Here is a 23498-nt window from a genome sequence, read left to right as displayed (position 1 = left end):
TGACGTGACCGTGCTGCACAACCCCGTCATCCGCGGCTTCGCCCCGGACCCGTCGCTGGTCCGGGCCGGCGACTGGTACTACGTGGCGACCAGTTCGTTCGAGTGGTTCCCGACCATTCCGGTCCACCGGTCCCGGGACCTGTCCCACTGGGAGTACGCGGGCCATGTGCGCGGCGCGGTCCCCGGGGACTCACTGGCGGGGGTCCCCGACTCGGGCGGCATCTGGGCACCGTCACTGAGCTGGGACGGCGAACGGTTCTGGATGATCTACACCGTCGTACGCTCGGTCGGCACCCCGTACTTCGACCTGGACACGTACGTCTCCACGGCCACGGAGGTGAGCGGCCCGTGGTCGCCGCCGCGCCGCGTCTCCAGCCACGGCTTCGACCCCGCGCTGTTCCATGAGGAAGGCCGGCTGTGGCTACTCAACATGCAGAGCGACCACCGGCCCGGCGGGCAGCGTTTCGCCGGGATCGTCCTGACGGAGCTGGACCGCGACACCCTCCGTCCCGTCGGTGACACGCACCTTCTGCTCCAGCATGAACGGCTCATCGAGGGGCCGAAGCTGGTCAAGCGCGACGGCTGGTACTACCTCGTGCTCGCGGAGGGCGGTACGGGGTTCGAGCACGGGGTGCTGGTGGCCCGCGGCCGCGCCGTCACCGGGCCGTACGAGCTCGACAGCCGGCCCTTGCTGACGACGCGGGACGATCCGTCGGTGCCGTTGCAGAAGGCCGGGCACGCGGAGCTGGTCGAGACGCCGGGCGGCGAGTGGGTCTTGAGCCACCTCACGGCCCGTCCGCTCCAGACGCCCGACGGACCGCGCTGCCCGCTCGGCCGGGAGACCGCGATCCAGGCGCTGACCTGGGACGAGGAGGGCTGGCCCCGCCTGCGGCAGGGCGGCTGGCATCCGGCGGTCGAGGTTGAGGTCAAGGGCGAGGGCGACGTACCGACGCGTCCGGACGGGCTCCGACGGACCGGTCCGGATGAGCCGTTGGGCTGGCCGTGGAGCACTCTGCGGGGTCCCGCCGACCCGTCCTGGGCCGACACGGCCGCGCGTCCCGGCTGGATCCGGCTGCGCGGGCGGCACGGTCCCGAGTCGTGGTGGGCGCACAGTCTGCTGGCCCAGCGCGTCACCGAGCACCGCGCGGAGGCCGAGGTCACCGTCGAGGCGCGGCCGCGCACCTTCACCGAGGCCGCCGGGCTGGTGCTCTGGTACAGCGCCGAGGCGTATCTGAGCCTCGACCTGACCTGGGCGGAGCCCGAGGGCGAGGGGCAGCACGGACAGCAGTGGCAGGGCGGTGGGCGTACGGTGCTCAGCCTCGTGGAGCGCGAGGAGGGCGGCACCCGGCAGGCGGCCGCCGTCGAGGTCGACGCGGGCGGGCCGCTGACGCTGGGCGTGACGGTCGACGGTGCCGAGGCGCGGTTCTGGCACCTCCGGGACGGGGTGCGTATGCCGGTCGGCCCGCCGCTGGACTTCAGCAAGCTCTCCGACGACTACGGGTCCAAGCTGCGCTTCACGGGTGCGATGGCCGGTATTCACGCGCGGGACCTGGTCGACGCCTCCTTCACCGCCGACTTCCGCGGCTTCCGGCTGACGTGCACGCCACGGTGAGCGTTCCGCGCTGTTCGGCGTTGCGAAAGTTCAGGTCCGGGCGATCCTGCGATCGCCGGTGTCTTCTCCTCGCCTTGTGGCACATCTAGGGTATAGGAAGCGCTTTCTATCTCCGTCGGCCCCGACTGGCGGAGCACGGCGTTGGTCCGACTTTCGATGGCCCTCGGGCGGGCCGGAGGGGTGGTCTTCGATGGTCCGTTCCGCGAGCGCGAGCGCGGTTCCCACGGCAAGTCCGGTCCGTGCGGGAGGTGCGACTCGCACGGGAGGCGCGGCTGCACGGACCGGAGGCGGCGGCGCGTCGACCGGGCCGACCCTGGCGGTGGTGGCGCGTGAGGCCGGGGTGTCCGTGCCGACCGCGTCGAAGGTGGTCAACGGGCGGGAGGACGTGGCCCCGGAGACCCGGAAGCGGGTGACCGAGGCGCTGGAGCGGCTCGGCTATGTGCGCCGACCCCGCTTCGACGCCGCGAAGACGCCGGGCCTGGTGGACCTGGTCGTGCACTCCCTCGACACCTCCTGGTCGGGCGCGGTGCTGCACGGCGTGGAGGAGGCGGCGCACGACGCGGGCCTGGAGGTGGTCGTCTCGGCCGGCCTGACCCGGACCCGGGGCGGGCGCCCGGAACGCGGCTGGCTGGACAAGCTCACCACCCGCGGCTCCTCCGGAGTGCTGTTCAACCTGGCCGAGCTGACCCCGTCCCAGTACGCCTGGCTCGACCAGCACCGCATCCCGTTCGTCCTGATCGACCCGGTCCTCGAACCGCCGCCGGGCGTGGTGTCGGTCGGCGCGGCCAACTGGCAGGGCGGCGTCACCGCCACCGAGCACCTGCTCGCCCTGGGCCACGAACGCATCGCCTGCATCGGCGGTTACCGGCGCAAGATGTGCAGCAGCGCCCGGATCGCGGGCTACCGCTCGGCCCTCACCTCCGCCGGCCTCAAGTACCAGCCCGAGTACGTCCGCTACGGCAACTTCAACGAGACCATGGCCCGCCGCCGCATGCTCGAACTCCTCGACCTGCCCCAGCCGCCGACCGCCGTCTTCGTCTGCTCGGACCCGATGGCCCTCGGGGTGTACGAGGCCCTGGCTGAACGGGAGTTGAGCGTGCCGCACGACATCAGCGTCGTCGGCTTCGACGACCTCCCCGAGGCCCGCTGGGCCACCCCGGCCCTGACCACGGTCCGCCAGCCCCTCTCCGAGATGGCCGCGACCGCGCTCCGCCTGCTGGTACGGATGATGGCGGGCGACCAACCGGAGGGCACACGTACGGAACTGTCGACCCGCCTGGTGGAACGGTCGAGCACGGCACCGCCCCACCGCTGACCGGCCTCGTCGCGCTCCCCAACGGTTCCAGGCGACCGTTGGGGCCGCCACCAACAGGCGCCCACCCCAGCCGACTCCGGACCGGGGCGGCCCTCGGCGTGTCCATCACCGACCCGCGAACTCGCATCACACGCTCTTCCCCGGGTCCTGTTGCCCCACGCCCCACTTGTCCGCCAGCTCCGACACCTGGACCGCCTTCCTGGAGCTGCCCAAGTCCTCAGCCTGAGCAGGGCGGCAGGTACTTGTGCTTGGGGAAGAGTTGGCGCCACTCGGTGTGGGTGATGGTGGGGGAGGCGGTGTCGCAGATTCGGAAGGCGACGCGGTGGGGGGGCGGGGTCCCATAGCAGTGCGGTCCAGTCTTCGCCGCCGGTGGCCAGGGTACGGCGGTCGGGGCTGAACGCCACCGAGATGACATTGCCGATACGACAGGTAACGGCACTCAGCAGGCGAGAACGGTCGGATGCTCCCAAGCTCCACAGCCGCAGCGCGCCGTCGACGCTGCCGCTGGCCAGGACGCGCCTGTCCGGCCGGAAGACGACCGAGTCTGCGTTTTCCTACATGAATCGGGCGCGTTCGCCCGGGTGCGTGTCTTTGTGCGGAGGTCGGTCGTTAGGCCGATCGGGTGCGGGGGTGTGCCCGGTCCGGGGCTGTTCGAGGTGGCGTGGCAGGGGGTGGTGGGTGTGGGCCGGTTGGTGGCGACGGCGACGTGCACCGCCTTCGGTGGTGTGGCTGAGGGCAGTGGCGAACATGTCGGTCAGCGGCTGCTGCGGGAGCGGGTGTCCTTCCTGGCCTCCTTGTGCCAGGAGCTGACCCGGGCTCTAGTGGCTTGCCGGTGGGACGAGGGTTCGCTGGATGTGCTGGCCGCCGGCCTCGACGGGCGGGGTGAGAAGCTGCCGTCCAAGGGCTGGATGGCGCTGCGCCGCCTGGGCTGGGCGGGGGATGCCGCGCTGGCCGAGGGGGTGTACGTCTCGGACCGGGTGCGCCGGGCGGCCGAGGAGTACGCGGCACGCATGCTGCGCCTGGCGGTGCACCGGCGCACTCTGGTGGCGGCGGTCCTGGCCACCTGGCCCGCCGATCCCCGTCGGCGCACCGGGGCGGAGTGGGCCGCGCTGCGGGCCGTCCTGCCCGCCGGGGTCAGCAGTGCGGAGATCCGCAACCGAACCCGGCAGGTGCGCGGGTATCTGGCCGAGCACGGGAAGCTGCCCGCCGGGTTGTGCGAGCTGGAGGACCCGCCCGAGGTCGCGGCGCAGGTGCTGCTGGCGGCGATGGACCGTCAGCAGGTCACCCTGGCGCGCATCGACGAGGCCACGGCCCGGCTGCGGGTGAAACTCCCGCTGTGCCCGGCCCCCGGCTCGGGGCGGGACTGGGCCTGGCATGTGATCGACCTGCGCCTGCCGGGCACCGTCGGCCCGGACGCGGTCCTGCACACCCCCACCCTGCGCCCCACCCCCGGTGGCCGGATCGCCGTGGACCTGCCGCACACGCGCCCCGCCCCGGCCACCCAAGCGTCCGGGCACCGGATGGCACTCGGTTTCGACTGGGGCGTCAACACCCTGCTCACCGGCACGCTCGGCCGCCTGACCGGGCGGAACGGGACGGCGCGGGTGGTCACCGACGGCCGCCCCCTGGTCTTCGACGCCACCACGGTCAGTGCGAAACTGCACCGGCTGCGCGCCCACCGCGAACACCTCGCCACCAAACGCGACCACTACCGCGCCCTCGCGGACGGGCTCGGCTCCCCCCACCTGGCCTGGGGTGAACTCCTGGACAAGGCCGCGGTGCTCCAGACCGAGCACGAGCGGGTGTGCGCCCGCATCCGCCGCCTCAACCAGGCACTGGCCTGGGCGGCGGCCCGCTGGGCCGTCGACCAGACCGCCGCGCTCGGCGCCACCGTCATCTACCTGGAAGACCTCGCCACCCTGGAGGCGCGCGGCCGCAGGCGCGGTAACGCCCGCCTGTCCGGGCAGGTCCGCGGCACCCTCGCCGAGGTGGTCCGGCACCTGGCCGCGAAGGCGGGGATCGCGGTGGTCACCGTCCCCGCGAGGGACATCTCCGCCCTATGCCCAGGCTGCCTCGGACCGCTGGGCCATCACCCCGCCCCGGACCGGCTCGACGAGCGCGGCTGGACCTGGGCCCACTGCACCGGCTGCGGGCTCTCCATGGACCGCGACCACGCCGCCGCCCGCCGCATCGTCTCCCGCGGCCTGCTCGCCCAGACCCACACCACAACCGACCGCACCACCCACACCCGCACCATCCGCACCACCGTCGAGGGCACCGTCCACAGCGTGCGCCGCCCCAAGAAGACCACCCGCCGCCTGCGCCGCGCCCGCCGCCAGGCAGCCGCACCACCCCGCCCGCCCGGGTCGAAGACCACCCCCGGTAAGACCCGCCCCACACCGGCCCGGCCCTCCCCGGCCCACCGGCCGCAGACTTCCCGCCGTACGCCCGAAGTGCGTACGGTCCCCGCCACCACCCCCACCGGGGCGGTCAAGCGTCCGGCGGGGCATGACACCCAGACACCCGGCCCACACGGGCCGGTGCCAGGTCATGGAGTACCCGCCCCCCACCGCCCGGAGCCTCCTCCGGACGGCCGGGCGCGGCTCTCCCGCGGAACCTGTCGACGGCGCACCCGCGCCGCCGAGCGGACCGGCTTCCACCACGCGCACGCCACCGAAGTCCACCCCCTCACCCCGAGGTTCGGACCCCACGACGGCAACCGCACACGGCCACGCCGCGCCCGAAAAGCCCGAAACCCTCAGGCACACACAGAGTTCCAGAGACGCTCAACGACAATGTCGGGCTCTTCCGAACGTGGTACCGCTAAGTACCGACCAGTGCCAACATCGGTGACGTCCGCCAATGCCTGGCGGGCGTCATCCTCGTCTTCATCCAACAACCCAACTTGTTGTGTCGATTTGGCCCCCATGCACCCGCTCGTCGCACAACAATGCGTGCATGACTGATGACTGGCAGCAACACATCCATGCGCTCCATGCCGAGTTGATCCGCCGCGACGACCCCGCCGAGTGGGTGCGGGAGACCGACGCGGTGGACAGGTCCCGGCGGTATCCCTATATCGCGCTGCGCGGGCCGGTGTTCGGGGTCGCCGTGCAGGATCCGGCGGTGGGGCCGGAGTGGCGGCTGCTGAAGCCGGTGACGGACGGGATGCCGCAGATGGCCCGGGACGGGCTGAACTCCCATCTGTGGTTCAAGGCGAAGGACGACACCGACGACCCGGCCGTACGGCGGGAGCTGCTCGCCGCCGTGGCGGTGCTGGAGCGGGAGATGGTGAACGAGGTGGAGGCGTGCGGGGTGCGCTACCGGGTGGTGCGCGGCGACGAGTTCGCGCACAGCGACAGCAACGGCCGTCTGGAGCCGCCCCGGCCCACCGACCCGGAACCGGTCGACCCCTCGTGGGACCGGCGCGGCCGCAACACCCCCTCCCCGGATGTGGACTTCGTCCTCGACCCGGAGCGCGAGCTCGGCCTGATGGCGGGCGCCACGAAGCTGGGAATGCGGGACTTCGCGTACATGGGCTCTCGTTTTCCCGCGTCCATGCGCGCGGAATCGGAGCGGGCGGTCGCCTCCCACCCGGACGTTGTGCTGTTGCCCATCTGCTTCGGCGTGGTCGAGCGCGACCGGGCAGGCTGGGAGCCGACCGGCGTCGTCTCGGCCACTCCGCACGACGCCCGGCGCCTGCTCTACGACGGGCTGGCCGAGATCTGGGCCCTGCTCTACCAGTTCGACGACGCCAAGAAGGCCGTGTACGCCAAGGCGGCCGAGGAGTTCCGGGCGCTCGGCCGCGCCGACGAGGCCCGCGTGGAGGACCGCCTGTTCCGGATCTGCCGCGTCGAACGCGTGCTCCGTATGGGCCCCGACGGCCCGGAGACTCCGCGCCCCTCGGACATCGACAACTACGGCCCTACGAAGATCCATCCGACGATGCACGAGGACGGCACCATCACCCACGACTGATCAGCACCCGGTGCGCTCCGCGGGCGTCGGTGCCCGCGTCGGTGAGCAACCGGAGGGCACGCGTACGGAGTTGTCGGTGAGGCTGGTAGAACGGACTGGCACGGCGGTGGCGCGCTTGTTGAGACTCGCGGGTTGCGGGTGAACAGAGAGTGTCACAGGCTCGTACAGGAAATGGCGGCCCCGCCTGCTCCGCCGTACCGTCAATGGGCCCCACTGGGAAGGACCTCCGGGTTGTCGCACATACGCCCTCCGCAGCTTGAGGCAACGGACCACGCCACCGAGCCTGATGGCGCCGCCCCTCCGGAGGAGACCGCCCCTCCGGAGGGCACTCCGGACGAGGACACTCGGGAGGAGGGCGGCGCCTCGCGCGACACCGACTCCCCGGCCACCAGTTCCCCGGAGGAACTCCGGTCGCCGGAGGATGCCCAGTCGGACGACAGCGCCCCCGAGTCCCCCGCCCGCACCTGGCGCACCAAGCACCCCACCGCGGCCCGAACGCTGACCCGGACGGTCACCGGCCTGGCCGTCCTCTTCGTACTCTTCGCGTTCCTCGTCCCGAACGACATCGACCGCTTCTCCTTCGCCAGGTTCGTCCGCATCCCGGCGGAGGGCATCCTCGCCGCGTGTCTGCTGCTGGTGCTGCCGCGGTGGCCGCGACGGGTGGCGGCGGTGGTCGTGGGGGTGGTGCTCGGTCTGCTGACGATTCTGAAGTTCCTCGACATGGGGTTCTACTGGAACCTGGGCCGCCCCTTCGACCTGGTGCTCGACTGGATCCTGCTCGACGACGCCCAGTCGTTCATGAAGGACACGGTCGGCGAGGGCGGGGCGCTCGCCGCCACGATCGGCGTGATCGCGCTCGCCGTCGCCGTGCTCGTCCTCATGACGCTGTCGGTCGTCCGGCTGACCCGCCTCATGGTCGGTCACCGCCACACCGCGAGCCGCACCCTCCTCGTTCTCGGCACGGTCTGGATCACGTGCTCGATGCTGGCCCTGGAGGTCTCCGGGATACCGCTCGCCACCCACAACTCGGCCGACCTCGTGCAGAACCGTGTGAAGGCGGTGCGGGCGGGTCTGACAGACGGGCGGGCGTTCGCCGAGCAGGCCGCCGTGGACGCGTTCGCGGACACTCCGCCCGACGAGCTGCTGACCGGGCTGCGCGGCAAGGACGTGCTGATCACGTTCATCGAGAGCTACGGCCGCTCCGCGATCGACGACCCGGCGATGGCCGAGGAGATGGACGCGACGCTCACCCAGAAGACCAAGGAGCTGACGGAGGCCGGATTCTCGTCCCGCAGCGGCTGGCTGCGCTCCCCCGTGGAAGGCGCGGGCAGCTGGCTGGCCCACTCGACGTTTCTGTCGGGCCTGTGGATCAAGAACCAGCAGCGCTACCTCACCCTCACCTCGGGCGACCGCCTGACCCTCACCGAGGCCTTCCGCCGCACCGGCGCCTGGCGGACGGTCGGCATCGTGCCGGGCACCCAGAAGGCCTGGCCGGAGGGGAAGTTCTTCGGCCTGGACCACATCTACGACTCCGACCAGCTCGGCTACCAGGGCCCGAAGTTCAGCTGGTCGACCATGCCGGACCAGTACACCCTTTCCGCGTTCGAGAAGCTGGAGCACGGCCGCGAGCGCGACGAGCCGCTGATGGCGGAGATCATCCTCACCTCCAGCCACAACCCCTGGTCGCCCCTGCCGAAGACGATCGGCTGGGACGAGGTCGGCGACGGCTCGGTCTACGACGCGATCCAGAAGGCGGGCAAGGACCCCAAGGACGTCTGGCAGAACCCCGAGGACGTCCGCACCGAGTACCGCAAGTCCGTCCAGTACTCGCTGACCAGCCTCGTCGACTACGTCGTCAAGTACGGCGGCAAGGACACGGTCCTGGTCTTCCTCGGCGACCACCAGCCCAACCGCACCGTCACCGGCGGCAACGCCGGCCTCGACGTACCGGTCTCGATCGTCGCCCAGGACCCCGACGTACTGGACCGGATCGCCGACTGGGGCTGGACCGACGGCCTCAAGCCCGCCTCCGACGCCCCTCAATGGCGCATGGACACCTTCCGCGACCGCTTCCTGACGGCGTACGGCTCGGGGAGTCCCTGAGAGGCTCGGGACCTCCTAAGCGGCTCGGGGACTTCCTATGTGCCCGTGCGCCGTGCCGCCCAGCCGATGCCGCCCCGCAGGTGGGCGAGGAAGGCCGGGTCCTCGTAGGCCTCCGACGCGTGTCCGAGAGCCGTGTAGAAGACCCGGCCCGCGCCCTGCTCCTTGCACCAGACGAGGGGATGGTCGTCACCCATCTCCCCGCCCTCGTACGTGGACTCGTCGGCGGCGGCGAGGACGCGCACCGAACCGCGGGGGCTGGCGCGGAAGTCGTACCACTCGTCCGTGAACTCCCAGACGGGCGGGAGGTGGTGGGTGGCCGGGTGGTCGTGGTCCTCGACGAGCGCCTTGCCCGGCTGGTACCGGGGGTGGCGGGCGAAGCGGGCGCCGAGGAGTTCGCCGTAGTACGGCCACTCGTACTCGGTGCAGGCCGCCGCGTGCACCCCGGCGAATCCGCCGCCGCCCTCCACGTACGCCCGGAGCCGGGCGCGGCCGGGGTCGGTGAGCACCTCGCCGCTGGTGGAGAGGAAGACGACCGCCGCGTACGGGTCGAGGGGTGCCTCGAAGGTCTGTGGGTCCTCGGTGGCGTCGACGTCGAAACCGAGGGTGCGTACGGCGGCGACGGCATCCGGGATGGAGTCGTGGCGGTAGGCGGTGGTGCGGGTGTACACGAGGATGCGGTCGGACATGAGCTGAGCCTATTTCGGGGGTGGGTCCGCCCCCAAGGACCGAAATTTTCGGGCTGCGGGTCGGAGGTCGTCCGGGCTCAGCCCCCTGCCCCTACCTCGTTGCGGGGCGCACCGTCTCCCTCGGGTGGCAGGTCGCCGCGTCCGACCGGAGGGCCGTCGCCGGAGGGCGGCGGGAGGAGGTAGGCCAGTTCGGAGTCGGTCGGGCGGTGGGCGGACGCGGCGGCGGCGCGCAGGACGTCACGGGCGACGAGGGCCGTGTCGCCGCTGATCCGGACCACGTGGTCCTCCTCCGCCACGGCGTACTCGTGCCGGCCGGCCGACGTGCGGTACCAGGTGTCGCCGTCGCGCTCACACGTGACCCGCTCGCCCGTGCCCGGCCCGACGCTCTGCCGAGGGCAGCTCTCGGCCGTCATCGTGCCCCGGTCCACATAGAGGTAGATCTGGGCGCCGCTCTCCTTGGACCAGTACGCGCTGGAGAAGCTGTCGTCTCCGAACACGCCGACCGACTGGCGGGCGAGGGCGAATCCCGGGGGCTCGGTGACGTACACGAGGTCCGGTGCGACGCCCAAGTCGGCTATCCGGGCGTCGAGTTCGGCCCGGCCGGGAGGGGACGGCAGCGGCTCGCGGCTCCCGACGACCACTTTCTCGGTGCCGCAGGCGGTGAGCAGCACAGGCAGCAGCAACAGCGGAGGCAGGACGCGGAACGCACGGATCATGCGCACATCTTGCCGCACAGGCGTTCCACAGGTGACTCCCATGTCCCGCTTCGTGGACCCCTGTGGACAGGCCCGCCGGATCTTCGTGTCCGATTCCTTCAAGACCCGTCGCACATGCCCCTTCTACGGTGGCCCCATGACTACACGAACGACTCCACGATTCGACGCGATCGGTCTGGTGGCATCCGACATGGCCGCCTCGGTCGCCTTCTACCGTCGGCTCGGGTTCGCGTTCCCCGAGGGCGCCGAGAACGAGCCCCACGCCGAGGCCCAGTTGCCGGGTGGGCTGCGGCTGATGCTGGACACCGAGGAGACCGTCCGTTCCTTCCACCCGGGCTGGCGGGCGCCGAGCGGTGGCAGCCGGGTCGGGCTGGCTCTGCTGTGCGAGAGTCCCGCCCAAGTGGACGAGGTGTACGAGGAGTTGGTGAGTGCCGGATACCACGGGGAGCTCAAGCCGTGGGACGCGGTGTGGGGGCAGCGGTACGCGTCGGTGAACGATCCGGACGGCAACGGCCTGGATCTGTTCGCGCCGCTACCGGCCGCCGAGTAGCTCCCCCAAGGGTGCCCCCGCCAACTCCCTTACATCACGCGCCAGATGGGCCTGGTCCGCGAACCCGGACCGGGCCGCCGTCTCCGCGAAGGGCACGCCGCCGCGGGCGAGGCCGAGGGCCCGCTGGAGCCGTAGCACGCGGGCCAGCGTCTTGGGGCCGTACCCGAACGCGGCCAGCGAGCGGCGGTGCAACTGGCGGGCGCCGAGGCCGAGTTCGTCGGCGGTCGCCGCGACCGGGCGGCCCGTGTCCAGGGCCGCGACGACCTGGCGCAGCAGCGGGTCGGGAGGTTCGGCGTCGGCGGCCCGGCGCAGCGCGACCTCTTCGAGTCCGAGCGCCGGGTCGGCCGCCGCGTTCACGCGGGCGGTGAGGTGCCGTACCTCCGCGGCGGGCCACAGGTCGCCGAGGTCGACGCGCCGGTCGCGCAGCTCGTGCGCGGGTACGCCCAGGAGGGCGGGGGCGGTGCCGGGGTAGAAGCGGACGCCCGCCCAGGCGCTGGGGGCGCCCTCGGTGACGTGCGCCCGGGTGTCGGGGCCCGCGACCATCAGCCTGCCCTCGTGCCAGAGCAGGTCCATACAGCCGTCGGGCAGAACCCGCCCCACGCCGGGCCCGTTCCCGGACGGGGTGTTCGTCCAGACGACCGCACCTTTCAGCCGCGACGCCCTCTCCACGTACACATGCGCCAGACTACGCCGCCGCCCGCACCCGGTCCTCCTGCGGGCCGACCCCGTACACCCGCTTCAAGGCTCCGACCAGGGCGAACGCACCGCCGCCGTGTCCGACCCAGCGGCGACGGCATCGAGAGTGCCGTCGGTGTCGCGCGGCCGGTCGGCGGTGAGGGCCGGCGGGTCCGGTGCCGGCTCGTGTCGTCGGCAGGTGCGGTGAGTCCGGCGTGGTCCCGGCGGGGCGGCCGACGGGGCAGCCGGCCCTGACGGGCACGCCCTCGAAGGGCGCTGCCCTCACTCCCCCGATTTCCCACCCTCCCCTTGCTTGTTTCCGCTCTTCGCCGGTGGAAGCAGTCTCGACGTCACATCCTCCGGGGGAAGGAAGCGGGACCAGCGTTCCGGGAACTCGGAGGGCATGTCGGGGTCGTCGGGGTCGGTGGATCGGGCGGCGGCGCGGGCGACGTACTCGGCGGCCTGGGTCTCGCGGAGGCGTTCGTTGGCGGCGCGGGCGGCGGCCGTGGCGGCGGCGGGCCAGACGCGGTCGATGGCGGCGTTGACGGCGGCGCCGACCAGGACCGCGAAGGCGGACACGCCGATCCAGAGGAGGACGGCGACGGCAGCCGCGAGTGAGCCGTAGATCGAGGCTCCCTCGACCGTGTTGGTGAGGTAGATGCGGAGCAGGAAGCTGCCGAGGACCCACATGCCGAGGGCGACCAGGGCGCCGGGGACGTCCTCGACCCACGGAGAGCGGACCGGCACCGACACGTGGTACAGCGTCGTCAGGAACACGATGGACAGGACGATCACCACGGGCCAGTACAGGACCTGGACCACGGTCGTCGACCAGGGCACGATCCCCACCACGGCGTCCGGGCCGGCGACCATCAGCGGCAGGGCGACCGAGCCGATCAGCAGGGCCACGATGCAGAGCAGGAAGGCCATCAGCCGGGTCTTGACGATCCCGCGGACACCGTCGAGGCCGTACATCACGGTGATCGTGTCGATGAAGACGTTGACCGCGCGGGAGCCCGACCAGACGGCGAACAGGAAGCCTATGGAGATGACGTCTGGCCGGCCGCCCTTCGTCACGTCGTCGAGGATCGGCTGCGCGATCTGTGTGACGCCCTTGTCGGACAGGACCGTCCGGGACGCCTCCAGAATGTTGTTCTGCAGGCTGGCGATGGTGTTCGCGCCGGTCCAGTCGTCGACGTAGCCGAGCAGCCCGATCATGCTGAGCAGCAGCGGCGGCACGGAGAGCAGCGTGAAGAAGGCCGCCTCCGCCGCCAGCCCCAGGATGCGGTACTCGATGCACGAGTTGACGGTGTCCTTGAGCAGCAGCCAGGCGGTCCTGCGCTTGGAGACATTCCGGTAGAGGGCGCGTGCCCGGTGGAGACGGCCGGAGGGGTTCTCGGGAGAAGTACTTGCTGGCTGCACGCCCTTACGGTAGCCGCCACGGCAGGGTGTCCTCACCTTCCGGTGCCGGGAGCCGGTGCGGGCCGGGCGCCGGCCACGGGATCATCACCGAGCCGGACACGGCCGGCGGCTTTCTCGGGACGCGGATCGCGTATGTGCGCGCTGTGCGCGTCTGACGAGCGGGATGTGGCTCGACCAGTACACCGATCCGGCCAACTGGCGGGCGCACTACCGCACCACGGCTCCGGCGATCGCCCGGCGGTTCCCGCGCCTGGACGTACTGTTCGTGGGGGTCGGCATCTCCGGGACGCTGATGGGCTGCGCGCGCTGGTTCTGGGAGCGGCGGCGCCGGGATCGTGGCGGTGGACAGCGAGGGCTCGGTGGCCTTCGGCGGGGTGGCGGACCGCCGCATGATCCCGGGCCTGGGCACCAGCGTCCGGCCGCCGATGCTGGACGAGCGTTACGTGGACGACGTCGTGCGGGTGGCGGAGGCGGGCACCATACGGGCCTGATACGGGCCTGACATCGGCTCGCCCGGCGCCGCTTCCTGTGCGGCGGCTCCACGGGCACGGTGGTCAGCGGCGCGACGGACTGGCTGTCGCGGCAGGGCAACGGGGACCTGACCGCGGTGGCGATCGCGCCCGACCTGACGGCGAACGGTACCTGGACACCGTGTACCGGGCGGGGTGGGTGCGCGAGCAGTACGGGGAGGAGGTGCTCCGGCCGGAGAAGAAGGAGAAGAAGCTGACGGCGATTCCGAGATCGGCCTGCCCCCCTGATCCGCAGCCGATGTGCGCCGGGACCGGCCCGAACCGGATTCCGGGGCCGATCGGCCCCGGAATCCGGACACCCACCCGCCGGATACTGGTGAGCGCCACCGTACCGAAGGGTAGGTTCCCGGCATGGCTGCCAGTACCCACGAAGTGACCAACCAGGCCCCGCCGCTCGTCGGCTATGACGTCTTCAGCGCCGACCGGGCCCTCGCCGAGGCGGTCGAGCGGCATCTCGCCCCCGGCCTCCTCGACGAGGCACGCGAGGAGCTGTCGGCGCTGGGCCGCACGGCGGGCTCCGCGCAGGTCCAGGAGTGGGGTGTGCTGGCCAACGAGAACCCGCCGAAGCTGCGCACCCACGACCGTTACGGCAACCGGATCGACGAGGTCGAGTTCCACCCGGCCTGGCACCGGCTGCTCGGCAAGGGCGTCTCGGCCGGGCTGACGGCCGCCTGGGCGCGCCCCGGCGGTCATGTCCGGCGCGCGGCCGGGTTCGTGATCTGGACGCAGGCCGAGGCGGGCAACGGCTGCCCGCTGTCGATGACCCACGCGGCGGTGCCCGCGCTGCGTACGGACCCGGAGCTGGCCGCCGAGTGGGAGCCGCGGCTGACGTCCATGATCTATGACCGGGATCTGCGCCCCGCCGACCGGAAGGCCGGCGTGATCTTCGGGATGGGGATGACGGAGAAGCAGGGCGGCAGTGACGTACGGGCCAATACGACGTCCGCGCGACCGCTCGCCGAGGAGGGGACGTACGAGCTGACGGGCCACAAGTGGTTCTGTTCGGCGCCGATGTCGGACGGTTTCCTGGTGCTGGCGCAGGCTCCGGGCGGGCTGACGTGCTTCCTCGTGCCGCGGGTCCTGGCGGACGGCACCCGGAACGTGTTCCGTATCCAGCGGCTCAAGGACAAGCTGGGCAACCGGTCCAACGCCTCCAGCGAGGTCGAGTTCGACGGGACGTGGGCGCGCCGGGTCGGCGAGGAGGGCCGGGGGGTGCGCACGATCATCGAGATGGTGGCGGCCACGCGGCTGGACTGTGCGCTGGGCTCGGCCTCGCTGATGCGGCAGGCGGTGGCGCAGGCGGTGCACCACTGCACCTACCGGGAGGCGTTCGGCGGCCGGCTGATCGACAAGCCGTTGATGCGCAACGTACTGGCCGATCTGGCGCTGGAGTCGGAGGCGGCGACGACGCTGGCGATGCGGCTGGCGGCGGCGTACGACTCCACGGCCGAGGGGTCCGAAGAGGAGCGCGCGTTTCTGCGGCTGGCGGTGCCGGCCGCGAAGTACTGGGTGACCAAACGGTGCACGCCGGTGGCGGTCGAGGCCTCGGAGTGCCTGGGCGGCAACGGGTACGTCGAGGAGTCGGGCATGCCCCGGCTGCTGCGCGAGTCGCCGCTGAACTCGATCTGGGAGGGCGCCGGGAACGTGCAGGCCCTCGACGTCCTGCGCGCGCTCCAGCGTGAACCGCGGGCGCTCGACGCGTATCTGAAGGAGGTGGGCCGGGCTCGCGGCGCCGATCACCGCCTGGACGGCGCGATCAAGAACCTGCTGACCGAACTCGCCGATCTGGAGGGCGTCGAGGCCCGGGCCCGCCGGCTGGTGGAGCGCATCGCATTGGTGCTCCAGGGGGCGCTTCTGGTCCAGTACGCGCCCCCGGCGGTCGCCGACGCGTTCTGCGCCTCCCGGCTCGGCGGCGACTGGGGCACGGCCTTCGGCACCCTGCCGCACAGCCTCGACCTGGCGTCGGTGGTGGAGCGGGCGCGGCCGGTGAGCTGACTGTTTTCAGGCCGTACTGAGGCGGGGGTTCCGCGCGGTGGTACGGCACGGGGGTGGTGCTGCGCCGACACGGCACCACCCCCGCTCACTGGCCCCTTGGCTGGAGCGTGTGACCGCCGCGCTGGGCGGCGTTGACCAAGTTTCAATCGCCGTACGGCTGTTCGCCAGGGTTGCAAGGGGTTGCAACCCAACTCCACTCTGTGGCCGGAGTGCGTCCGTCCGTGGCCGAAGAGCGGCACACTATGAGACCCGCAGTCGATACGGGTCCGGACTTCCGTGGCCGGAAGGGCTGGGGGACGCAGGCCTGCCGGGAGGAACGAGTGGCGCACTCGCCGATGGACGTCGCACGGCTGGCGGCACGGGATGCCGCGCAGGCGGCTCGGACGCTCAGCGAAGTGCGCGACGCCCGGCTCTCCGGACAGCGCCCGAGGATCGCGCCGCGCCCCGTGATCGAGGAGTCCTGGAGCCGTACGGTCCGTGGCGGGGTCGACCCCGACCACGACTTCCGGGTGGACCTGCTCAGCCACGAGGAGGTCGAACGGCGGCGCCGGATGTCGCCGCTCAGGCATGTCCTGCCGATCCTGAGAGAGGGGTTGCTGTCGCTCGCGGACACCGCGCAGCACATCATGGTGATCGCGGACGCGGACGCGCGGGTGCTGTGGCGCGAGGGCAGCCCGTCCGTGCTGCGCCGGGCCGACGGGCAGGGCATCGGGGTCGGCACGGACTGCCGGGAGGAGACGGTCGGCACCAACGGGGTCGGCACCTCGCTGGTGGCCCGCCGCCCCGTGCAGGTCTACTCCGCCGAGCACTTCGTCCGCGCGCTGCACTCCTGGACCTGCGCCGGCGCCCCCGTCACCGACCCGCGCGACGGCCGTCTGCTCGGCTCGGTCGACATCAGCGGCCCCCTGGAGACGCTGCACCCCGCCACGCTCGCCCTCGTCGACTCGGTCGCCAAACTCGCCGAGGCCCGCCTGCGCGACCTCCACCTGACCTCGCTGGAACGGCTGCGCGCGGTGGCGGCCCCCATGCTCGCCCGGCTCGGCGGCCGAGCGGTGGCCGTGGACCGGGACGGCTGGACGGCCGCGGTGACCGGAATGCCGTACACCAACCGCCTGCCCCTCCCGAGGTCTATGACCCCCGGCCGGAGCCTGCTGCCCACTCTGGGCCCGTGCTCGGTCGAACCCCTCCCCGGCGGCTGGCTGATACGCCCCGCCGAGGAACCGTCGGCCCCCCGCGACGCCACCCGCGTCGTCCTCGACCTGACGTACCCCCGCCGCTGGACCCTGAGCGCCACCTGCGACACCGGCTCCTGGACCCATGAACTCAGCCCCCGTCACGCAGAGTTGCTCTACCTCCTCGCCCTCCACCACCGCACCGGCCGCAGCGCCGCCGCCCTAGCCGACGACATGTTCGGCGACCCGGCCCGCACGGTCACTGTCCGCGCCGAGATGTCCCGCGTACGGCGGTACCTCGGAGCCCTGCTGGAACACCGCCCGTACCGCTTCGCCGAGCACGCGGAGGTCGAAGTCCTGCTGCCCGAAGACCCGTTGGAGCTGCTGCCGCACTCGATGGCGCCCGGGGTGATGCGGGCGCGGGGGGTGTCCCTGGGCGGGCTGCCCTGGCAGGAGCCGACACCCGGGCACACCGAGCCCTCGTAGGCTGTTCCCCTCGGGAGTGCCGGGAGTGTGAGGCCGCGTCAAAGACTCCCCGCCGAGTGAACAGAATCATGGCCAATCCGCACGGATCACCCCCAATTCCCAGGACTTCAACCAGGCCCCGCCCCACTGCCGTAGCATCACCCCCAGGCCACCCCACCTGCTCCTCCATCAACGTCCGGACCATGAGAGGCAGTTGGCCGACACGGGAGGTTGTATGCAGCACCGCGGCAGACACCGTCGACGCAGGCGAGGGCGTGCGCTGCGCGCCACTCTGGCAGGAACCGCGCTGGCGCTCACCGCGGCGGCCACGCTGATCAGCACCTCTCAGGCGACGAACGCCAACAACCCGGGCGCCCTGAACCCGCTCACCTCCGCCGCGGAACTCGCCGAACTCCGGCTGCACGAGACCCTGACCGACGAGGCCACCCTGGACGCCCTGGCGACGGGCATGGGCGGAACCACCGACGTGCGGGACGTGCTGCGGAGTGCCGACCGCACCATGCGGACCCAGGGCGACTGTTCCGACGCCGAGGAGGGCGCCCTGCCCGTCGAGCCGTCCGCCACGCGCGCGTACTGCTGGGACACCAAGGACGCGGCGACCGAGGCATGGCTCCCCCGGTCCGTCACCACCTCCGGCGACGCGGACAACGACGGCAAGTGGGCCGACGACCGGGTCATCCTCTCCGGCTGGACCCACACCGACAGCCGGGCCGCCGAACCGGCGCCCGACAACGGCCTCGCCCGGATCGCCTTCATCGACGCGGACGACCCGAAGCGCCTCGCCTACCGCTGGGTGCTGCTCGTCATCCCGGCCGACGACGGTACGGACTTCGCGGCCGTGCGCTCCCGCCTGAGCGGCATGGTCTGGTACCAGGACAAGCTGATCGTCACCGCACGCAGCGCCGCGGCCACCACGGACAACGACGACGCCCTGTACGTCTTCGACATGAACCGCGTCCTGCGTACGGATGTGAACAGCGACGCGATCGGCAAGGTCGGGGACGGCTGGTCGGCCTACGGGCACGAGTACGTACTCCCGGCGATCGGCTCGTACCGCCTGACCGGCGGCGCCTGTGCTCCCGGCCGTACGGACGCCGTTCCCTGCCTCGGTTCCCTCTCCCTGGACCGCACCTCGACCCCGCACAGCCTGGTGGCGGGTGAGGCGTCCGGCTCCGACGGCGGCGACCGGGCCCGCCTCTGGCGCTACGACCTCAGCACCTCCCCCGACCGCACCGGACTCCTCGCCTCCGACCCCGGCAACAACGTGGACGCCGACGAGGCCTACGAGACCGAGGCCACCGCCCTGCGGGGCGTGCTCTCGCACGGGGACGACTGGTACGTCGACCGGGCTCCCGACGACCGGGACAGGCACGGCACCCTGTGGCGGCAGGACGACAGCGGCGCCAAGGCGGCGACCTGCACCGCCGACCAGTACAGGGCCTGCTGGGGACGGCACACCCGGTCCCTGTCCTACTGGCCGGAGACCGGCGAGCTGTGGACCCTCACCGGGCCGTCGGAGCTGGACGCGGAATCGGACACGGACCCCGCGCGCGTGCTGTACGCCGTGCGGTTCGAGTCCGTCGGCAGCGCGCTCGGATAGCCGTACCAGCTCGGAGAGCCGTACCGGAGGCAGCCGTACGCGAGGCTCCGGCCCGCCCTTGGAGGCGGGCCGGACCTCGTGATTCCCTGGCCCCATGAGCAACATCACGGTCACCACCTGGTCGCTGGAGCAGACCTCCCCCGCCGACCTCCTCCCGGCCACCGCGCCCGACGGCGACGTCCGGGTCGCCCGCGCCGAGGTCCCCTCCCCCGAGTTCAGCCGTTTCCTGTACGCCTCCGTCGGCGGCGACATCCACTGGGTGGACCGGCTCTCGTGGACGTACGCCCGGTGGCAGGAGCACCTGGGGCGGCCGGGCGTGGAGACGTGGGTGGCGTACGACCGGGGGACGCCCGCGGGGTACGTCGAGCTGGAGCCGCAGGACGGCGGGGTCGTGGAGATCGTCTACTTCGGGCTGATACCGGCGTTCCGGGGGCGCCGCATCGGCGGGCACCTGCTGTCGTACGGGGCCGCCCGGGCGTGGGACCTGGCCGAGCGGTGGCCGGGGCTGGCGCCGACCAAGCGGGTGTGGCTGCACACATGCAGCAAGGACGGCGAGCACGCGATGGCGAACTACCGGCGCCGGGGGTTCACGCTCTTCGACACCAAGGTCGAGGAGGAAGCGCAGACCACGGCAACGGGCCCCTGGCCAGGGGCCTGAGGCACCCGCCCCCACCAGCCATGACGCACATCACACTGTCCCGCCATTCGAGACAACCCTGTCCAATATACGGATCACGGTGGACTCGATCGAAAGAGCCGTGACACGCTTCCGTCATGTCTGGAACTGGAATTGCCTTGGTGAGTCGGCGGCACGTCGACCTCGGCCGCATGTCCAGCGCCATCTGTCCGGCGAGCTGAGCAGCACAGCACCGCCGGTTCTTCTTCTTTCTCGCTCCCCCTGCGCGACGATGCGCACGCATGCCCCGTGCCCGGCACACGCAGGTCAGAGTCGTTTTTCCCGCCTGTCCCGAAGGACGTAGAAATCATGGCCGCCACCCCCCAGAACCCTGCCACGCCCCGCCGCAAGGTGAGCCGTCACCGTGGCGAGGGTCAGTGGGCCGTTGGTCACTTCACCCCGCTCAACGGCAACGAGCAGTTCAAGAAGGATGACGACGGTCTCAATGTGCGGACACGCATTGAGACGATTTACTCAAAACGGGGCTTCGACGCCATCGACCCCAACGACCTCCGTGGCCGTATGCGCTGGTGGGGGCTGTACACCCAGCGCAAGCCCGGGATCGACGGCGGCAAGACCGCGATCCTGGAGCCGGAGGAGCTGGACGACAAGTACTTCATGCTGCGCGTCCGCATCGACGGCGGCCGGCTCACCACCCGGCAGCTGCGGGTCATCGGTGAGATCTCGCAGGAGTTCGCGCGCGGCACCGCGGACCTCACCGACCGGCAGAACGTCCAGTACCACTGGATCCGCATCGAGGACGTGCCCGAGATCTGGGACCGGCTGGAGGCCGTGGGGCTGTCCACGACCGAGGCCTGCGGTGACACCCCGCGCGTCATCCTCGGCTCGCCCGTCGCCGGGATCGCCGAGGACGAGATCATCGACGGGACGCCCGCGATCGACGAGATCCACCGCCGGATCGTCGGCAACAAGGAATTCTCGAACCTGCCCCGCAAGTTCAAGTCCGCGATCTCCGGCTCGCCGCTCCTCGACGTGGCGCACGAGATCAACGACATCGCCTTCGTCGGCGTGAACCACCCCGAGCACGGCCCCGGCTTCGATCTGTGGGTCGGGGGCGGGCTCTCCACCAACCCGAAGATCGGCGTCCGCCTCGGCGCCTGGGTGCCGCTGGACGAGGTGCCGGACGCGTACGAGGGCGTCATCTCGATCTTCCGTGACTACGGCTACCGGCGGCTGCGCACCCGCGCCCGCCTGAAGTTCCTGGTCGCCGACTGGGGTGCCGAGAAGTTCCGCCAGGTGCTTCAGGACGAGTACCTCAAGCGGAAGCTGACCGACGGCCCGGCGCCCGCCCAGCCCGTCGAGCGCTGGCGCGACCACGTCGGTGTACACCGGCAGAAGGACGGCCGCTTCTACGTCGGGTTCGCGCCGCGCGTGGGCCGCGTGGACGGCACGACCCTCACCAAGATCGCCGAGCTGGCCGAGGCGCATGGCTCGGGCCGGGTGCGGACCACCGCCGAGCAGAAGATGATCGTGCTCGACGTCGACGAGGCACAGGTCGACTCGCTGGTCGAGGGTCTTCAGGCGCTGGACCTCACGGTGAAGCCCTCCCCGTTCCGGCGCGGCACCATGGCCTGCACCGGGATCGAGTACTGCAAGCTGGCCATCGTCGAGACCAAGGCCCGCGGTGCCTCGCTGATCGACGAGCTGGAGCGCCGTATCCCGGAGTTCGACGAGCCGATCACCATCAACATCAACGGCTGTCCGAACGCCTGCGCCCGTATCCAGGTGGCGGACATCGGTCTCAAGGGACAGCTCGTCCTCAACGAGCAGGGCGAGCAGGTCGAGGGCTTCCAGGTGCACCTGGGCGGTGCGCTCGGCCTGGAGGCCGGCTTCGGCCGCAAGGTGCGCGGCCTGAAGGTCACGTCCGAGGAGCTGCCCGACTACGTCGAGCGGGTGCTGACGCGGTTCCAGGAGGAGCGCGAGGACGGTGAGAGGTTCGCCACGTGGGCGAGTCGTGCGTCCGAGGAGTCGCTGTCATGAGCGAGCGCGCGGCCCCCTTCTACTGCCCGTACTGCGGTGACGAGGACTTGCGTCCGAGTGAGCAGGGCCACGGCGCGTGGGAGTGCGCGGCGTGCAACCGGGCCTTCCAGCTGAAGTTCCTCGGGCTGCTGGCCCGGGGTATGCAGCACAGTCGTCAGGGGGGCGACGAAGCATGACAGCGATACAGGAAGAAGCCGCCGTCGAGGATCTCAGGAGCCTCGCCGAACAGGCGGGGCGCGACCTTGAGGACGCGTCGGCCCTGGAGATCCTCCAGTGGGCGGCGAAGACGTTCGGCCGGCGTTTCTGTGTGACCTCCTCCATGGAGGACGCGGTGGTCGCGCATCTCGCCTCGCGTGCGATGCCCGGCGTCGATGTCGTGTTCCTGGACACCGGCTACCACTTCCCGGAGACGATCGGTACGCGCGACGCGGTGGAGGCGGTGATGGACGTGAACGTCCTCACGATCACCCCGCGCCAGACCGTGGCCGAGCAGGACGCCGAGTACGGCCCGAGGCTGTACGAGCGCAACCCGGACCTGTGCTGCTATCTGCGCAAGGTCAAGCCGCTGGAGGAGGGCCTGACCCGGTTCGACGCGTGGGCGACCGGCCTGCGCCGCGACGAGTCCCTGACCAGGGCGAACACCCCGGTCGTCGCCTGGGACGAGAAGCGGCAGAAGGTCAAGATCTCCCCGATCGCGCGCTGGACACAGGACGACGTGGACGCCTACGTCGCCGAGCACGGGGTACTGACCAACCCCCTGCTGATGGACGGATACACATCCGTAGGATGTGCTCCCTGCACCCGTCGGGTCCTCAAGGGCGAGGACGCGCGCGCCGGCCGCTGGGCCGGCCGCGCCAAGACCGAGTGCGGACTGCACGAATGACGACGACCGACAACCCCCAGACCGATGACACCCCTGAGAACTCCCGGGAGAAACACGTGACGACCGGAGCCACCGTCTGGCTCACGGGTCTGCCGAGCGCCGGCAAGACCACCATCGCGTACGAGCTGGCCGGCCGGCTCCGTGAAGAGGGCCACTTCGTCGAGGTGCTCGACGGCGATGAGATCCGCGAGTTCCTCACGGCCGACCTCGGCTTCAGTCGTGAGGACCGCCACACCAACGTGCAGCGCATCGGCTTCCTCGCCGACATGCTCGCCCGTAACGGCATCAAGGCGCTGGTGCCGGTGATCGCGCCGTACGCCGACAGTCGCGAAGCCGTTCGCAAGCGGCACGAGGCGAGCGGCGCCGCGTACGTGGAGGTGCACGTGGCCACTCCGGTCGAGGTGTGCTCCGTGCGCGATGTGAAGGGTCTGTACGCCAAGCAGGCCGCGGGCGAGATATCGGGACTCACCGGTGTCGACGACCCCTACGAGGCGCCCGAGTCGCCCGATCTGCGCATCGAGTCGCAGGACCAGACGGTGCAGGAGTCGGCGACCCTCGTCCACAAACTGCTCGTCGAAAGGGGTCTGGCATGACGACCGTCGCCACGGTCACACCGGGGACCGAAAGCCCGTACGCCCTGAGCCACCTGGACGCTCTGGAGTCCGAGGCGGTGCACATCTTCCGTGAGGTGGCGGGCGAGTTCGAGCGGCCGGTGATTCTCTTCTCCGGCGGCAAGGACTCCATCGTCATGCTGCACCTGGCACTGAAGGCCTTCGCCCCCGCGCAGGTCCCCTTCTCCCTGCTGCACGTCGACACCGGGCACAACTTCCCCGAGGTCATCGACTACCGCGACCGCACCGTCGCCGCCCACGGCCTGCGCCTGCACGTCGCCTCCGTACAGGAGTACATCGACGCCGGCAAACTCCGCGAACGCCCCGACGGCACCCGCAACCCCCTGCAGACCGTCCCGCTCACCGAGAAGATCCAGACCGAACGGTTCGACGCCGTCTTCGGCGGCGGCCGCCGCGACGAGGAGAAGGCCCGCGCCAAAGAACGCGTGTTCTCCCTGCGCGACGAGTTCTCCCAGTGGGACCCCCG

At 71.4% G+C, this 23498-nt stretch carries 20 protein-coding genes and 2 pseudogenes; 17 read left to right on the top strand and 5 right to left on the bottom strand.

What is annotated here, in order from left to right; all coding sequences use genetic code 11:
- Positions 1-4 precede the first annotated feature (4 nt).
- Entirely contained in the window at positions 5-1612 is a 1608-nt protein-coding gene (locus tag ACWD3C_RS02610) for a glycoside hydrolase family 43 protein (RefSeq protein WP_451139268.1), read from the top strand.
- 322 nt (positions 1613-1934) lie between these two features.
- Entirely contained in the window at positions 1935-2927 is a 993-nt protein-coding gene (locus tag ACWD3C_RS02605; RefSeq protein WP_451139266.1) for a LacI family DNA-binding transcriptional regulator, read from the top strand.
- Between the two features lie 347 nt (positions 2928-3274).
- On the opposite strand, the pseudogene ACWD3C_RS02600 reads toward ACWD3C_RS02605, so the two are convergent.
- A pseudogene (locus ACWD3C_RS02600) lies at positions 3275-3460 on the bottom strand (WD40 repeat domain-containing protein); the annotation flags it as partial.
- 99 nt (positions 3461-3559) lie between these two features.
- On the opposite strand from ACWD3C_RS02600, the gene ACWD3C_RS02595 reads away from it, so the two are divergent.
- The 3 genes from ACWD3C_RS02595 to ACWD3C_RS02585 all read left to right on the top strand — a co-directional run bounded on the left by ACWD3C_RS02595 (position 3560) and on the right by ACWD3C_RS02585 (position 9008).
- On the top strand, positions 3560-5893 hold the full coding sequence (locus tag ACWD3C_RS02595; RefSeq protein WP_451139264.1) for a zinc ribbon domain-containing protein: 2334 nt from the start codon (positions 3560-3562) through the stop codon (positions 5891-5893).
- Positions 5886-6905: a DUF5954 family protein gene (locus ACWD3C_RS02590; protein ID WP_451139262.1), complete on the top strand. Its 1020-nt coding sequence runs from the start codon at positions 5886-5888 to the stop codon at positions 6903-6905. The genes ACWD3C_RS02595 and ACWD3C_RS02590 overlap by 8 nt, the downstream gene beginning before the upstream one ends.
- A gap of 231 nt (positions 6906-7136) precedes the next feature.
- Positions 7137-9008: a sulfatase gene (locus ACWD3C_RS02585; protein WP_451139260.1), complete on the top strand. Its 1872-nt coding sequence runs from the start codon at positions 7137-7139 to the stop codon at positions 9006-9008.
- 35 nt (positions 9009-9043) lie between these two features.
- Here ACWD3C_RS02585 and ACWD3C_RS02580 read toward each other — a convergent pair whose 3' ends face one another.
- Together ACWD3C_RS02580 and ACWD3C_RS02575 are read right to left on the bottom strand one after the other, a co-directional pair.
- Positions 9044-9694: a ThuA domain-containing protein gene (locus ACWD3C_RS02580; protein ID WP_451139259.1), complete on the bottom strand. Its 651-nt coding sequence runs from the start codon at positions 9692-9694 to the stop codon at positions 9044-9046.
- 77 nt (positions 9695-9771) lie between these two features.
- Positions 9772-10410: a hypothetical protein gene (locus tag ACWD3C_RS02575; protein WP_451139257.1), complete on the bottom strand. Its 639-nt coding sequence runs from the start codon at positions 10408-10410 to the stop codon at positions 9772-9774.
- Between the two features lie 136 nt (positions 10411-10546).
- Here ACWD3C_RS02575 and ACWD3C_RS02570 point away from each other — a divergent pair, with 136 nt between their 5' ends.
- Entirely contained in the window at positions 10547-10960 is a 414-nt protein-coding gene (locus ACWD3C_RS02570; RefSeq protein WP_451139255.1) for a VOC family protein, read from the top strand.
- Here ACWD3C_RS02570 and ACWD3C_RS02565 read toward each other — a convergent pair.
- Positions 10943-11635 (bottom strand): helix-turn-helix domain-containing protein, encoded by a 693-nt coding sequence (locus tag ACWD3C_RS02565; protein WP_451139253.1) that lies wholly within the window; start codon positions 11633-11635, stop codon positions 10943-10945. The genes ACWD3C_RS02570 and ACWD3C_RS02565 overlap by 18 nt on opposite strands.
- A gap of 282 nt (positions 11636-11917) precedes the next feature.
- Positions 11918-13057 carry a YihY/virulence factor BrkB family protein gene (locus ACWD3C_RS02560; RefSeq protein WP_451139251.1) on the bottom strand — a complete coding sequence of 380 codons (1140 nt, stop codon included), beginning with the start codon at positions 13055-13057 and terminating at the stop codon, positions 11918-11920.
- An 80-nt stretch (positions 13058-13137) separates the two neighbouring features.
- On the opposite strand from ACWD3C_RS02560, the pseudogene ACWD3C_RS02555 reads away from it, so the two are divergent.
- From ACWD3C_RS02555 to cysD, 11 genes and pseudogenes are all read left to right on the top strand, one after another.
- Positions 13138-13963 (top strand): annotated as a pseudogene (locus tag ACWD3C_RS02555) (pyridoxal-phosphate dependent enzyme); the annotation flags it as partial.
- Positions 13939-15582: an acyl-CoA dehydrogenase family protein gene (locus ACWD3C_RS02550; RefSeq protein WP_451139249.1), complete on the top strand. Its 1644-nt coding sequence runs from the start codon at positions 13939-13941 to the stop codon at positions 15580-15582. The pseudogene ACWD3C_RS02555 and the gene ACWD3C_RS02550, both read left to right, overlap by 25 nt.
- A gap of 335 nt (positions 15583-15917) precedes the next feature.
- Complete coding sequence (locus ACWD3C_RS02545) at positions 15918-17240, top strand: GAF domain-containing protein (protein WP_451139606.1); 1323 nt, start codon at positions 15918-15920, stop codon at positions 17238-17240.
- Positions 17241-17454: 214 nt separating this feature from the next.
- A complete protein-coding gene (locus tag ACWD3C_RS02540; protein WP_451139247.1) occupies positions 17455-18840 on the top strand; it encodes a hypothetical protein in 1386 nt (461 codons plus the stop codon).
- Positions 18841-18934: 94 nt separating this feature from the next.
- Complete coding sequence (locus tag ACWD3C_RS02535) at positions 18935-19498, top strand: GNAT family N-acetyltransferase (RefSeq protein ID WP_451139245.1); 564 nt, start codon at positions 18935-18937, stop codon at positions 19496-19498.
- A 116-nt stretch (positions 19499-19614) separates the two neighbouring features.
- On the top strand, positions 19615-19698 hold the full coding sequence (locus ACWD3C_RS02530; protein ID WP_309486338.1) for a putative leader peptide: 84 nt from the start codon (positions 19615-19617) through the stop codon (positions 19696-19698).
- Between the two features lie 127 nt (positions 19699-19825).
- Entirely contained in the window at positions 19826-21517 is a 1692-nt protein-coding gene (locus ACWD3C_RS02525; RefSeq protein WP_451139243.1) for a nitrite/sulfite reductase, read from the top strand.
- Positions 21514-21693, top strand: coding sequence for a hypothetical protein (locus tag ACWD3C_RS02520; RefSeq protein WP_451139241.1), 180 nt, complete (start codon positions 21514-21516; stop codon positions 21691-21693). The genes ACWD3C_RS02525 and ACWD3C_RS02520 overlap by 4 nt, the downstream gene beginning before the upstream one ends.
- The gene (locus ACWD3C_RS02515; RefSeq protein WP_451139239.1) at positions 21690-22400 is read left to right on the top strand and encodes a phosphoadenylyl-sulfate reductase; all 711 of its coding nucleotides are present in this window, start codon (positions 21690-21692) and stop codon (positions 22398-22400) included. Before ACWD3C_RS02520 ends, ACWD3C_RS02515 begins: the two co-directional genes overlap by 4 nt.
- Positions 22397-22993 (top strand): adenylyl-sulfate kinase, encoded by a 597-nt coding sequence (cysC, locus tag ACWD3C_RS02510; protein ID WP_451139237.1) that lies wholly within the window; start codon positions 22397-22399, stop codon positions 22991-22993. Before ACWD3C_RS02515 ends, cysC begins: the two co-directional genes overlap by 4 nt.
- On the top strand, positions 22990-23498 hold a 509-nt coding region (gene cysD / locus ACWD3C_RS02505), incomplete at its 3' end, for a sulfate adenylyltransferase subunit CysD (RefSeq protein ID WP_451139235.1). The genes cysC and cysD, both read left to right, overlap by 4 nt.

The organism is Streptomyces sp. NPDC002845, from assembly GCF_053591955.1.
This window is presented reverse-complemented; position numbering and strand designations above follow the sequence as displayed.